The organism is Jatrophihabitans sp., from assembly GCF_036388195.1.
Taxonomy (GTDB): domain Bacteria; phylum Actinomycetota; class Actinomycetes; order Mycobacteriales; family Jatrophihabitantaceae; genus Jatrophihabitans_A.
In genome coordinates this window covers 1-13,318 of sequence record NZ_DASVSG010000027.1, presented here as the reverse complement: position 1 = coordinate 13,318, position 13,318 = coordinate 1, and the positions used below count along the sequence as shown (strand labels likewise).

Genomic DNA, 13,318 nt, shown 5'->3' with positions numbered 1-13,318 from the left:
TCCAGTGACCACACCGCTGAGCTGGCTGGGAGCTACCGCGACCGGCTGGCCTTGCGGTACTTCTTCCAGCCCGATGAGGGGTGGCGGGTGGCTCAGGCGCGCAATGTCGGCATCACCCATGCCCGCGGCGGGGTGTGTGTGATGGTGGATTCGGGGGTGCTGCTGCATTCCGGGTGCCTGCGCGCGCACCTGGCCAGCCATGAGCGGGCCGACGGCCCGGTCGCGGTCATCGGCTACGTCTACGGCTTCGACTGCAAGGTCGCCGAGGCCGAAGAGATGATGCGCACCCTGGCCTTCGACGATCCGGATGCCAGCATCGCGCTGATCCGCGACATCGGGCGGTGGGCCGATACCCGGGAGCCGTTCTACGCCTCGCAGGGCGATGACCTGGACGGGCTGCCCGCGCCCTGGGTGTTCTACTGGACCTGCAACGCCTCTGCGCCGACCGAGCGGCTGAGGTCGGTCGGCGGGTTCGACGAGCAGTTCCGCAGCTGGGGCGGTGAGGACATCGACCTGGGGTACCGGCTGCACCTGGACGGCGTCCGGTTCGTGCTCGACCGGGCCGCCAGCTCCATCCACTACCCGCACGCCAAGGACACCGCCGAACTGCACGCCCAGGCGCGCGCGAACTACCGCTACATGGCGAAGAAGTACGACACGCCCATCGGCCGGCTGCTGCGGCAGTTCGGCGGCGCCCTGAACTGCTACAACGTCAACGGCCTCATCACCTCCCGCGGCCTGCCCGGCTGCGTGGAGTACCTGCGCCAGCAGGCGGCGGAGTCGGCCCCCGCATCGGGCCCGGCTGCGCAATGACTGCCCCCGCAGTACGCGCCAGGAATGGCGTCCATCGGTGTGCCGCGCATTCGTCCGAGATGCGCGTTTGCTGCTGCGCGCGCCCATTCCGAAAGTAAGGCCCTCGCTCAGAGGCGCTTGCTTGCCTATAACTTGCATATAAACTGCCGTCGATCAGCAAGGGACTGCGTGCAGAACTTGCTCAATTCAGTCACAGAGGAGCCTGCATGTCTGCAGCACCAGTCGCAAAGCGTCCCCTGCTGCTTTACGTCAACACCCCGTTCTGCAACTCCAAGTGCCACTTCTGCGACTGGGTGGTCAAGGTCCCGATCGGTGACCTGCGGCTCGGCCCGGAGTCCGAGGGCCGCCGGGGCCACCTGGACGCGCTGAAGATCCAGATCGCCGAGCAGGCGCCGGCGCTCAACCAGCGGTACCAGCCCGAGCTGATGTACTGGGGCGGCGGCACCGCGAGCATCCTGAGCTGCGAGGAGATCCAGGCGCTCCACGGCGCGATGGCGGGCTCCTTCGACATGAGCGGCATCGTCGAGGCGACCATCGAGAGCAGCCCGGAGTCGCTCACCCTGGAGAAGCTGATCCTGCTGCGCAGCCTCGGTTTCAACCGGATCAGCATCGGCGTGCAGTCCTTCAATGACGACCGGCTGCGGATGATCGGGCGCGCCCACTCGGCGGACATGGCCGAGACCAGCATCCAGCTGGCCCGCGAGGCCGGTTTCGACAACATCAACATCGACCTGATCGTGGGCTTTCCGGACCAGGACCTGGCTGAGGTCGAGCAGATGATGCGGCATGCCGCGGCGCTGCCGGTGAACCACTACTCGATCTATGCCTACCGCGCCAGCGAGGGCACCGTGCTGCGCCGGCGGCTGGACCGCGCCAACGCCAAGACCGACCTGGCCAACCAGCTCGAGGCCTACCGGCTGGCCAGTGACATCCTCACCGAGGCCGGCTTCCCGGAGTACACCTTCGCCTACTTCGGCGACCCGATCTGCCAGGCCGACCTGGCCTACTACCAGATGAAGCTGGACTGGATCGGCTTCGGCTCCGGCGCGTTCTCGGTGATCGACGGCCGGATGAAGGGCTTCAGCGCCGGCAAGCTGCACAACTACATCGCCAACCCGACCACGTTCGACTACGACCTGTCGCTGTCGGAGGAGGCCCAGGCCGGCAGCCTGATCGGATTCGCGCTGACCACCCCGCAGGGTGTCGACGCCGAGGTGTTCCAGGAGCGGACCGGGACGTCGCTGTGGACCGCCCTGGAATACCAGGTCGTCAAGGACTACCTGGGCCAGCTGTGCCAGTACGGCCGGCTGATCACCGACGACGCCGGGATCCGGTTCGCCCGCGAGGACATCGCCAACGTCTTCATCTCGATGAACTGGCACGAGCAGCCGCCGGAGCCTGCACCCGTCGAGTTGGGCATGCCTACGCCAGCACCGGTGTGATCGCCGGCCACTGGAGCGTCGTGGTCGCCGGTGGCCGGATCGCCGGGGCCACCACCGCGTGGGCGCTGGCCCCGTACGCCGAGAACGTCCTGGTGGTCGACGCCTCGCAGGCCACCTCGTTCTGGCCGCAGCAGTCCACCTGGGATCGCGAGGGCAACCTGCTGTGGGCCGATCTCGGCCTGCTCGATGTGGTGCTGGCCTGCGGCGCGCCCCGCACCTACGGGCACACCCTGCGGGTGGACGACGACCTCGTCCAGCATGACTACCCCCAGCAGGACGAGTACTCCTACCGGATGACGGTGCCCCGCGAGGTGCTCGACCCGGCGCTGCTGCGGGCCGCCGGGAGCCGGAGCAATGTCACCGTGCTGCGGCCGGCCCGGGTGACCGACATCGCCAGCGAGGGCGGCCGGGTGCGCGGTGCGACCGTCCGGCACGACGGCGCCGACCATGCGGTGAGCTGTGACCTGCTGGTGCTGGCCGACGGGCGGTTGTCGCGCAACGCCGACCGGCTCGGCGCCGAGCCGTACCAGGTGGTGCCCTCGCCGTGGGTGGCGCTGCTGGCCTACTTCGCCGACCTGCCGCTGCGCTCGGACCGCGGCTACTTCTCCTCGCAGCCGGGCAGCCTTGCCATCTCCACACCCTGCGGCCCCGGCCAGTGGTGCGTCTCGACCGACATGCATCAGCGCCTGATCGACGAGTCGGGCGGGCACCCGGCGCGGCAGTTCACCCGGATCATCGCCGAGGACCCGTACATCGGCCCGGCGGTCGCGGCCGGGCGGCAGATCAGCAAGCTGGGCGGCGCCGGCAAGCTGCGGATGCAGCGCCGACCGATGAGCGGGCCGGGCTGGTGCCTGGTCGGCGACGCCGGCTACCACCTGGACCCGGTGACCGCGCGGGGGACCAAGTCGGCCCTGGTCGCGGCCCGGATCGTGCGCGACCGGGTCGCCGAGATCGGCGGCATCGACGGCGCCCTGCTCGACGGGCTCACCGAGCAGCGCGATGCCGCCCTGGAGCAGGACTGGGTGGTGGCGGCCGAACTCTGCCAGCCCGCGCAGGTCGGATCCTGAGCTCTCGGGTCAAGCGGCTGCGCGTATCGGCTGGAACAAGTCATGCACGCCGGGGCGGGAACAGAAGGTCCGAATAGCATCGGCTGATCTCGATATCGACCCTGCCTACACGCTTGCGATGACTGTTTGGCGCCCTGCCCGGGCAGCATTTCGACGGGAGACCCTGAGATGAGCATGGAGTCGTTTCCGCCGCATGTGACCAACCAGCACTCGGCCGGCATGGCCAACGCCGGGCAGGGGGTGTCGTCCGGGCGCCGTATCCGTGGCGCTGAGAATCTCGCCGGATGGAAGGCACAGCGAGGCGCCCGCTTTCCATTCCTGCGCCGATTGCCGAGCCGACTCGGCCGCGGAAACCGGTAACTGGCAGCACCGCGGAGAATTCCGCACCAGGACACAGAAAACGTTCGGCGTGGCCGCATCTGTATGCGGCCACGCCGAACGGGTTCAGGCCAGGGCGCTGCGGGCCCTGCTCGTTGTCTGCCTGCTACACCACACCCGCCGGATCGGCCACCGGCAGCGTCACCGGAACCCGGACCGGCTCCTTGGGGGAGTCGACGGCCTCTGCGCGCGCCAGCTGGTAGGCGGCCCGGACCGTCGCCCGCTCCTGCCACAGGTGGTAGACCGCCATGGCGAAGATGAAGGAGCCGATCAAGTTCGCCACGGTGTGCCACCAGATGCGGTAGGTCCACAGGCCGGGGCCGTTCGGCAGCGCGCCGAACCAGGTCGACAACCCGATCGCCCGGTTGGCGCCCAGCCAGACGGACAGGGTCAACACCACATGCTCCAAGCCGTGGATGCCCTGCATCCAGACGCCCATCTTGCCCCACTTGCGGGCGCGGGTCTGCCGTGTGCGTGCGGTGATCAACACGACGCCGGCGAGCCCGGCCAGGAAGATGAAGTTACCGGTCAGGTGCAGGATCTCCATGCCCAGCGAAGGCTTCGAGGTGTCGATCTGGCCGTACCCCTTCGCCAGGCTCGTTCCCCACGGCGTCATCCAGGGCTTGGCGTTGGAGTGGTCGATCCAGTACGCGGCCTGCGCGATGTGTTCTTGGACGTGGCCTATCTGGCCCACCAGGCCGATCCCGATCACCCCCGCGGCGCCCTGGAACACCCAGGGCCGCACCTTCCTGCGGTTGGCGATGGCGAGCACCGCCACCGCGCCCCACATGGCAACCGCCCATCCCAGCAGCAGGATCGCCCCTATGGTGTCCCATCCCGACACCGAATGATTCATGTGGCCCATCGCAGTCCTCCTAGACTTCGGCCGAGGCTCTCCCTTGCGAGGGTTGAAGCCTGCATTGCGTGGTGAGATCGCTGCCATCAGGACGTGGCGGTCGGGAGAGAGCCGCTAGATAGCGTTGAGATCTAGTACTATTCTCGGAACGGGCCACCCTCTGGGCATCCTCATCCGTGCTCTCTTCCGGTGTGCCACCAGAGGCATGTCGCGCTCCCGCGCAGAGCGCGTCTGGATCCGGCTGGAAACCACATACCGGTATGGGGTACCCTGGTGGCATCCACCTCGCGGAGTCGGAAGGAAACCCATGTCCCTGCCACCGCCTGCGCAAGACCAGTCCCAACCGGGGTATTCAGCCACCAAGGAAGCGCACCTCAAGCGACTGCGCCGGATCGAGGGGCAGGTCCGCGGCCTGCAACGGATGGTGGAAGCCGACACCTACTGCATCGACGTGCTCACCCAGGTCTCCGCTGCCACCAAGGCGCTGGAAGCCGTGGCGCTGTCGCTGCTGGAGGAGCACCTGGGCCACTGCGTCGCCGGAGCGATCCAGGCCGGTGGCCAGGATGCCGAGGACAAGGTCAAGGAGGCCTCGGCCGCCATCGCCAGGCTGGTGCGTTCCTGACGCCGATCGAAGTTCTGTGAAGTTCCGGGCCCCATCGACCAGTGCCGGCCCATCCATTGCCGGCAGAGCACGTTCTGAGGAGAGCATGATGACCCACTCGACCTACCAGGTGGCCGGCATGACCTGCGGCCACTGCGTTCAGGCCGTCACGAGCCAGCTCAAGACCCTGGACGGGGTCAGCGATGTCACCGTCGACCTCGACTCGACAGGCGTCTCGACGGTCACCGTGACCAGCGCCCAACCCCTGCAGCCGGAGCAGGTCAGCACCGCGCTGGACGAGGCCGGCGAATACCGTCTCGTCGACGCCTGATCCCTCAGCACCCTTCACCGTCACCCAGTAAGGAGCAGGCTCGCGTGCGTACCGCACCGTCCTCGGCCGCTACCAGCCGCGCCGTCGAACTGAACGTCGGCGGAATGACGTGCGCATCCTGTGCCGCACGGGTGGAGAAGAAGCTGAACAAGCTGCCCGGTGTCACGGCGAGCGTCAACTACGCCACCGAGACCGCGCAGGTCCGCTTTCCCGACAGCCTGACCGAGGCCGACCTGATCGCCACGGTCGAAGCGACCGGCTACACCGCGACCCTGCCGAGATCCGCGGAGCCGTCCGACGCCGAGGCGGATCCGAAGGGGGAGAGCGGCCCGCTTCGGCAGCGGCTGCTGGTCTCGGCGGCGCTGGCCCTTCCGGTGCTCGCGCTGGCCATGATCCCGTTCCTGCAATTCCGGTATTGGCAGTGGGCATCGCTGACCCTGGCCGCGCCGGTCGCCGTCTGGGGCGCCTGGCCGTTCCACCGCGCCGCGCTGGCCCACGCCCGGCGCGGGGCGGCGACCATGGACACCCTCATCTCGCTCGGCGTCGCCGCCGCGTTCGGCTGGTCGGTCTGGGCGCTGTTCCTCGGCGGGGCCGGCCGGGCGGGCATGCGGATGGATTTCACGCTGCTGCCGGCTCGCGGCGACGGCGCGGATCAGATCTATCTCGAGGTCGCCTCGGTGGTCACGGTGTTCCTGCTGGCCGGGCGGTACTTCGAGGCGCGCGCCAAGCGACAGTCCGGCGCCGCGCTGCGGTCGCTGCTGAATCTGGGCGCCAAGGACGTCGCGGTGCTGCGGGCTGACACCGGAGTGGAAGAGCGCATACCGATCGAGCGGCTCGCGGTCGGAGACCTGTTCGTGGTGCGGCCCGGTGAGAAGATCGCCACCGACGGCATCGTCGTCGAAGGCAGCTCAGCGGTGGATGCCTCGATGCTGACAGGGGAATCGGTGCCGGTCGAGGTCGGCGCCGGTGACCGGGTGACCGGCGCGACCATCAACTCCGGTGGCCGGTTGGTCGTCCGCGCCAGCCGGATCGGCTCCGACACCCAGCTGGCGCAGATCGGCCGCCTGGTCACCGAAGCGCAGAGCGGAAAGGCCGAGGTCCAGCGGCTGGCCGACCGGGTGTCGGCGATCTTCGTGCCGATCGTGATCGCCCTGTCGCTGCTGACCTTGCTGGCCTGGCTGGTCTCCGGCAGCACCGCCGCCGACGCGTTCTCCGCAGCCGTCGCGGTGCTCATCATCGCCTGCCCGTGCGCGCTCGGCCTGGCGACGCCTACCGCCCTGCTGGTCGGGACCGGCCGCGGCGCGCAACTGGGCATCCTGCTCAAGGGCCCTCAGGTGCTGGAGTCGACCCGGCGGATCGACACCATCGTGCTCGACAAGACGGGCACCGTCACCACCGGCCGGATGAGCGTCGCCGGTGTCGTCCTCGATCGCGGCGTCGAGGCCGAGCAGTCGCTGCGGCTGGCCGGCGCCCTGGCGGCGGCCTCTGAGCACCCGGTCTCGGCCGCGATCGCCGCGCACGCCCGCGAGCAGGCCGGCGCGCCGCTGGAGGACGTGTCGGACTTCCGCAGCCATGCGGGGCTGGGGGTGTCGGGGGTGGTCGACGGCCGCGCCGTCGTGCTCGGCCGGCAACGATGGCTGGCCGAGGAGTGGGCGATGGCCGTGCCCGAGGAGCTGGCCGCGGCGGCCGAACAGGCCCACTCGAACGGCCAGACCGCGGTCTGGGTGGGCTGGGACGGCCGGCTGCGAGCCGTGGTCGCCGTCGCCGACACCGTCAAGGCCAGCTCCGCCGCCGCGGTGCGCGAGCTGGCCGGGCTGGGACTGCGGCCGGTGCTTCTGACCGGTGACAACCGCCGGGCCGCCGAGGCCGTGGCCGCGGAGGTAGGCATCGATGAGGTGATCGCGGAAGTGATGCCGGCCGACAAGGTCGGCGTGGTGCGCAACCTGCAGCAGCAGGGCAAGATCGTGGCGATGGTCGGCGATGGGATCAACGACGCGGCGGCGCTGGCGGCGGCAGATCTGGGCCTGGCGATGGGCACCGGCGTCGACGTCGCCATCCAGGCGTCGGACCTGACCCTGGTCCGTGGTGACCTGCAGGCGGCGGTGGACGCGATCCGGCTGTCCCGGGCGACGCTGCGCACCATCAGGACCAACCTGTTCTGGGCGTTCGCCTACAACATCGCGGCGCTGCCCCTGGCCGCGCTCGGCTTGCTCAACCCGCTGATCGCAGGCGCCGCGATGGCGGCCAGCTCGGTGTTCGTCGTCTCCAACAGCCTGCGGCTGCGACGGTTCCGCCCCGCTGCCAAGGAGCCACGGCGGGCTTCGGGGAGCTCCCCGAAGCTGCACTAGAGTACGGCTGAGCCGATCGGGACGGGAGCCGGGTGAAGCTGACAGAGTTGGGTGGCCGCCGGGTCGTCGTGTGGGGGACCGGCCGGGAGGCAACCGCAGCCGTCAAGGCCATCGCGCCGGCCGGACCGGCCGAGCTGGTCGCGGTGCAGGACCAGCAGACCTTCCTGGCCACCAGCGCCGGGTGGGCAGAGGCAGCCGGATCGATTCCGCTGTACACCGGCGCGGAGGCGCACGCCGCGATCCTGCGGGCGGAGGTGCTGGTGCGCTCGCCGGGCGTCGCCCAGACGCACCCGTGGCTGATCGAGGCTCGCTCCCACGGCGTGCGGATCACCGGAGGCACCGCGCTGTGGATGGCCGACAACGCCTCGCGCGCCATCGGCGTGACCGGCAGCAAGGGCAAGAGCACCACCGCGACGCTGATCCATCACCTGCTGGCCGCGGTGGGCCGTCCCAATGTGCTCGGCGGCAACATCGGAACAGCCGCGCTGGCGCTACCCGAGAGCGAGCTGTACGTGCTGGAGCTGTCGATGTACCAGTGCGCCGACTTGGACGACTCGCCGCGGACGGCGGTGCTCACCTCGCTGTACCCGGAGCACCTGGACTGGAGCGGCGGGGAGCGGGAGTACTACCGGGACAAGCTCAATCTCGTCGCGCACGCTCCGGAGCAGGTGGTCTTCAACGCCCGCGACCCCCGGCTGGTCACGGAGTTGCGCACCTTCGGCCCCAGGCTGCCGCTGCGGCCGGTGGGCGGCGACGACAGCTTTCACGTGGCTGCGGGACCGGATGATCAGCCGTGGTTCCAACTCGGCGCGCAACCGCTGTTTCCCCGTGCGGCATTGCCCTTGGTCGGCAGGCACAACGAGAGCAACCTGTGCGTCGCGCTCGGGGCGTTGCAGGCGGCCGGAGTGGACTGCCTGGCGCGGCGGGATGCGCTGATCGAGGGCTTGACCAGCTTCGCTCCGCTGCAGCACCGGCTCACCCCGATCGAGGACCCGTCCGGGATCACCTTCGTCGACGACTCCATCTCCACGATTCCCGAGTCGGCCATCCATGCCATCGAGGCCTATGCCCATCGGCCGCTGACCGTGATCCTGGGCGGTCAGGATCGAGGGGTGGACTACGCCCCGCTGCGCGAGTTCCTGCTCACGGCCGGGATCGAGGCCACCGTCATCGCCATTCCGGACAGCGGTCCGCGGATCCTGCAGGCGCTGGAAGGGGTCCGGACCCTGCAGAGGTTGAGCGCCGAGGACCTCGATGCGGCGGTGGAGCTGGCACGCCGGCATACCCCGGCCGGTGGTGTGGTGCTGCTGTCGCCGGCGGCGCCGAGCTACGGCAGGTTCGACAACTTCGAGCACCGCTCTCGAGTGTTCGCCGAAGCCATCGCCCGAACCGCGCCCTAGCCTGCTCCGTCGTCAGCGAGCCGCTGCCGGACCCCGATCACCTTGATAAGTCAGGGACTGGCCGGCGCGCCGGCCAGGGCGTCCAGCGACTGCACGAAGGCATCGGGCGCATAGCTCGGGCCACGCCGGGTCATCACGTCCGACCAGGACGGAAGCTGCGAGGTGATGTCGGGGAGCAGTCTGTGAACCACCGGGGCGTCGCGCCACGGCGCAAGCTCGGCGAGCCGGACCACCGCGGCCTGGGACTCTTCGATCTCGCCGACGCACTCGAACGGCTTGAATGCTCCGATCCCCAGCAGCGCACGATAGCCGGGCAGTTGAGCCTCGTCGTCGAGAAGGTTGGCGCCGAAGATCCGCACCAGGCGCTCGACGCCGGCGAAGGGCGCCAGCGCCAGGAACACGAAACGGCACTTGGGGCAGTTGCCGCACCAGCGCTGGGTCGGCGCCCGGTCGATCGTGTAGGCGTTGTTGCAGCTGGTCAGCACGTCGTCGTAGGCCGTGGTGCGGCAGTACAGCTGGGCGATCTGCATCTCGTTGAGGTGGCGCAGCAACGAGAAGTACAGCCCCGTTCCGCCCAGCCTGCTCTGCAGGGCAGCTTGCAGGGCCTGCTCGGCAGCGGCGCTCTTGGACCACTGGTGGTTGACCGGCTCGCCGCGCCACTGCAGGTTGGGCGAGGACGCCGACGATTCGTTGGACATCACCACCGGGCCGAGGCCGTGCAGGATGGCGCACGCGACGGCGATCAGCGAATTGACCGCCGTCACCGGGACATGCCCGTTGTATACGCCCAGGCGGTTCAGCTGGAACAGCCGCGGGTCCAGCTTGCGGGTCACCGTCAGCAACTGCAGGCCGGACGTGCCGACGACGCTGTCGATGATGGAATTGGGGTTGACCGCAAAGGCAACCGGGTTCCGGCCGGACCGGATCATCGCCTCGGTGCTGACGATGGAGTCCTTGCCGCCACCGCACGGAACCAGCGGCCGGGCGTCGGGGGAGTGCCACGAGGCATGGCCCGCCGGCGCGTCGGATGCCACCACGGGCTCCGCGCCGCCGGACACGAACCGGGTGTGCAGCACCGACGGCAGGTCGTTCTGGTAGGCGAATTCGCGCATCCCGTGCAGGTACACGCCGCGGACGTACTCCAGCTCCGCGGCGGTGAAGCGGGCCGCTCCGAGGTCGATGGCCGGCGGCGCCGCGGTCTTGAAGTAGCTCACGCCGGCAACCGCATGGAGCAGGCGGAGCACCGCGGAGAAGGCTTCGCGCCGCGGCCCGGTCGGCTCCTCCGGCGGCGCCGGGAACAGCACCCGCTCGGTGAGGGCGATCGGGGCGCCGCTGCCGCCGGAGAGCAGGTAGTCCAGGAATACCTCACCGGATGAGGCGTCCACCCGCAGCGCCGAGCAGCTGAAGAGGGTGTGGTCCAGCGGAATCGGGTGTTCTGGCGCGACGGTTCCCGCGCCGGACGGCGACTGCGGCTCGGGATTCATCGGCTCCACTTTACAGGTGGCCGGCCGCTGCCCGGCGCTGAGACCCGCGTGAGCGCGCATGCCGGGCGAGGCGCAAGATTGCGCTGACGAAACCTTCGAGATCCGGGAGCGCGTGGTGGCCGTGCATGTCGGCACCTCCGGTTGGAGCTATCCGCACTGGGACGGCGTGCTGTACCCACCCGGCACCCCGCCGGCCGCCCGGCTGAACCTCTACACCCGCCGGTTCGCCACCGCCGAGCTCAACGCCAGCTTCTACCGCTGGCCGGCCAACCGCACCTTCGCCGGCTGGCAGTCGCGGCTGCCTGAGGGCTTTCAGCTGTCGGTCAAGGCGTCCCGTGGCCTGACCCACGCGAAGCGGTTGTACGCCCCGGAAGCCTGGGTGGCCCGGATCGCGTCCTGCTGGCATGAGCTCGGCGCGCGGCGCGGCGTGCTGCTGGTGCAGCTGGCTCCGGGGCATGTCCGCGACGATGCCCGGCTGGAGTACTTCCTGGCACAGCTGCCGAGCTGGCTGCGGGTCGCCGTGGAGTTCCGCCATCCCAGCTGGCATGACGAGGCGGTGTTCGCGCTGTTGCAACGCCATCGCGCGGCGTACTGCGTGATGAGCGGCGCCAACCTGCCGTGCGTGCTGCGGGCCACCACCGACTTCGTCTACGTCCGGATGCACGGGCCGGATCACCAGCATCTGTACGGCGGCTCCTACTCAGACGCCGATCTCGGCTGGTGGCAACAGCGCATCCGGGAATGGGAGGCGGAGGGCCGGGACGTGTACGTGTACTTCAACAATGACGGAGCAGGCCACGCCGTTCGCAACGCGGACACGCTGCGCAGGCTGCTCGGCCAGTGAGCACTTCCCGGCCGGGACGCCGCAGGCGCCGCAGTGCCGTGGGCGATGGGCGCCATTTGCGAGCGCCTTCTGGTCCGGGCAGACTCGGTCGGGTGACTCAGCCGCAGCCAGCACAGCAAGCCCAGACCGTAGTCGTCACCGGAGCCAGCGGCGGCATCGGCCGAGCGACCGCGGTGGCGTTCGCGGCCCGAGGCGCCACGGTGGCCTTGCTTGCCCGCGGCGAGAAGGGGTTGGCGGCCGCGGCGGCCCAGGTCGAGCGGGCCGGCGGGCGGGCGCTGGTCGTGCCCACCGATGTCGCCGACGAGGAGCAGGTCTTCGCCGCCGCCGCCCGGATCGAGCACGAGGCGGGCCCGATCGACGTCTGGGTCAACTGCGCGTTCACCTCGGTCTTCGCGCCGTTCGACGAGATCAAGCCGGCCGAGTTCCGCCGGGTCACCGAGGTCAGCTACCTCGGCTACGTCTACGCCACCATGGCCGCCCTGCGGTACATGAAGCCGCGCGACCGCGGCGCCATCGTTCAGGTGGGCTCTGCCTTGGCCTACCGGGGGATTCCCCTGCAGTCTGCCTACTGCGGCGCCAAGCACGCGATCCAGGGATTCCACGAGGCGCTGCGCTGTGAGCTGCTGCACGACAAGAGCAACGTGCACGTGACCATGGTGCAGATGCCCGCGGTCAACACTCCGCAGTTCGACTGGGTGCTGTCGCGGCTGCCGCGCCATGCCCAGCCGGTGCCACCGATCTACCAACCGGAATTCGCCGCCCAGGCGATCCTGTACGCCGCCGACCATCCGAAGCGGCGGGAGTACTGGGTCGGGTCGTCCACCATGGGCACGCTGGCCGCGAACGCCGTGGCGCCGGGCCTGCTCGACCGCTACCTCGCGCGAACCGGGTACAAGTCCCAGCAGACCGACCGCAGCCAGGACGCCGATGCGCCGGTCAACCTGTGGCAGCCCGCGGACGGTTCGGGCGGCCATGATTTCGGTGCGCATGGAGACTTCGACGACACCGCCAAGGACCGGGATCCGCAACTGTGGGCCTCGCAACATCACGGCGTGCTGGCCGCCGGCGCCGGTGGCCTGCTGGTGGCGCTGACCGCGCTAGGCCGTCGTAGGCCCTCCCGCCGGCGGCGCTGAAGCCGGGCTGGGCGGCTGGAGGCTGGGGCTGAGCCGCGACTGAGCTTCAGCGTCCCGAGTAGCAGCTTGGCCACACCCCGAGACGCTGGCTGCTTAGCGTTGTCCCTGCTTGTTCAAGGCCCGGAGCGCGCCCTTCATGTCTATCGGACTTGGCTGGCTCCTGCCACTTCACCCCGCGGGAGTGATCAATACTGGTCTGCCCCTAATGGACGGTGTTGGCGCAGGTTGTTCCTGACATAGGCGACCACCAGCTCGTCCACCGCTGCCTGGCACTCGGCACAGCGCGGGTACAGCGATGCCGAGCCCCAACCACGGCTCGGCCTGGGAAAGCCGACTCGCGGCGGCTGGTCATGGTGAGCCGCCAGCGCCGCCGTCTCCACGTCGTAGGCGTGTTCGAGGACGCCGACCCGGGACGCGCCGCCGCGCTGATCGAGGTCGGCGCCCCGGTATTCGATCGCGACTATGAATGCGCCCCGCACCGCCGCCGCCATCCGCTGGTTGGCTATCGGCGCTCGTTGGCGACGGACGGGCGTGCTGCCGCCGATCCGCGGAGGAGGCCGAGCATGGTCAACTTCCTTGCCCTCGGGGAGGGCCGGCCTGGTTGGGCCGGCCCCACCCGAT

12 protein-coding genes are annotated in these 13,318 nt (G+C 69.7%); 9 read left to right on the top strand and 3 right to left on the bottom strand.

Going from position 1 to position 13,318, the window contains the following annotated elements; genetic code table 11:
• From VF612_RS02340 to VF612_RS02330, 3 genes are all read left to right on the top strand, one after another.
• A partial coding sequence (locus VF612_RS02340) for a galactosyltransferase-related protein (protein WP_408658236.1) occupies window positions 1-813 on the top strand: 813 nt, incomplete at its 5' end.
• Between the two features lie 206 nt (window positions 814-1,019).
• Entirely contained in the window at window positions 1,020-2,255 is a 1,236-nt protein-coding gene (locus VF612_RS02335) for a coproporphyrinogen-III oxidase family protein (RefSeq protein WP_408658235.1), read from the top strand.
• Window positions 2,252-3,322 (top strand): NAD(P)/FAD-dependent oxidoreductase, encoded by a 1,071-nt coding sequence (locus VF612_RS02330; protein ID WP_408658234.1) that lies wholly within the window; start codon window positions 2,252-2,254, stop codon window positions 3,320-3,322. The genes VF612_RS02335 and VF612_RS02330 overlap by 4 nt, the downstream gene beginning before the upstream one ends.
• A 484-nt stretch (window positions 3,323-3,806) precedes the next feature.
• Here the strand turns inward: VF612_RS02330 and VF612_RS02325 are convergent, their stop codons facing one another.
• The gene (locus VF612_RS02325) at window positions 3,807-4,565 is read right to left on the bottom strand and encodes a DUF6008 family protein (protein ID WP_408658233.1); all 759 of its coding nucleotides are present in this window, start codon (window positions 4,563-4,565) and stop codon (window positions 3,807-3,809) included.
• Between the two features lie 298 nt (window positions 4,566-4,863).
• Here VF612_RS02325 and VF612_RS02320 point away from each other — a divergent pair, with 298 nt between their 5' ends.
• From VF612_RS02320 to murD, 4 genes are all read left to right on the top strand, one after another.
• Window positions 4,864-5,178: a metal-sensitive transcriptional regulator gene (locus tag VF612_RS02320; RefSeq protein ID WP_408658232.1), complete on the top strand. Its 315-nt coding sequence runs from the start codon at window positions 4,864-4,866 to the stop codon at window positions 5,176-5,178.
• Between the two features lie 88 nt (window positions 5,179-5,266).
• Window positions 5,267-5,488 (top strand): heavy-metal-associated domain-containing protein, encoded by a 222-nt coding sequence (locus tag VF612_RS02315; protein WP_408658231.1) that lies wholly within the window; start codon window positions 5,267-5,269, stop codon window positions 5,486-5,488.
• A 104-nt stretch (window positions 5,489-5,592) separates the two neighbouring features.
• Window positions 5,593-7,836, top strand: coding sequence for a heavy metal translocating P-type ATPase (locus tag VF612_RS02310; RefSeq protein WP_408658237.1), 2,244 nt, complete (start codon window positions 5,593-5,595; stop codon window positions 7,834-7,836).
• 32 nt (window positions 7,837-7,868) lie between these two features.
• The gene (gene murD / locus VF612_RS02305) at window positions 7,869-9,236 is read left to right on the top strand and encodes a UDP-N-acetylmuramoyl-L-alanine--D-glutamate ligase (protein ID WP_408658230.1); all 1,368 of its coding nucleotides are present in this window, start codon (window positions 7,869-7,871) and stop codon (window positions 9,234-9,236) included.
• A 50-nt stretch (window positions 9,237-9,286) separates the two neighbouring features.
• On the opposite strand, the gene VF612_RS02300 is transcribed toward murD, so the two are convergent.
• A complete protein-coding gene (locus tag VF612_RS02300) occupies window positions 9,287-10,720 on the bottom strand; it encodes a hypothetical protein (protein ID WP_408658229.1) in 1,434 nt (477 codons plus the stop codon).
• Between the two features lie 115 nt (window positions 10,721-10,835).
• Here VF612_RS02300 and VF612_RS02295 point away from each other — a divergent pair, with 115 nt between their 5' ends.
• Window positions 10,836-11,564 carry a DUF72 domain-containing protein gene (locus VF612_RS02295; RefSeq protein ID WP_408658228.1) on the top strand — a complete coding sequence of 243 codons (729 nt, stop codon included), beginning with the start codon at window positions 10,836-10,838 and terminating at the stop codon, window positions 11,562-11,564.
• A 92-nt stretch (window positions 11,565-11,656) separates the two neighbouring features.
• Window positions 11,657-12,697, top strand: coding sequence for an SDR family oxidoreductase (locus VF612_RS02290; RefSeq protein WP_408658227.1), 1,041 nt, complete (start codon window positions 11,657-11,659; stop codon window positions 12,695-12,697).
• A gap of 185 nt (window positions 12,698-12,882) precedes the next feature.
• On the opposite strand, the gene VF612_RS02285 is transcribed toward VF612_RS02290, so the two are convergent.
• A complete protein-coding gene (locus VF612_RS02285; protein ID WP_408658226.1) occupies window positions 12,883-13,188 on the bottom strand; it encodes a hypothetical protein in 306 nt (101 codons plus the stop codon).
• Window positions 13,189-13,318 lie beyond the last annotated feature (130 nt).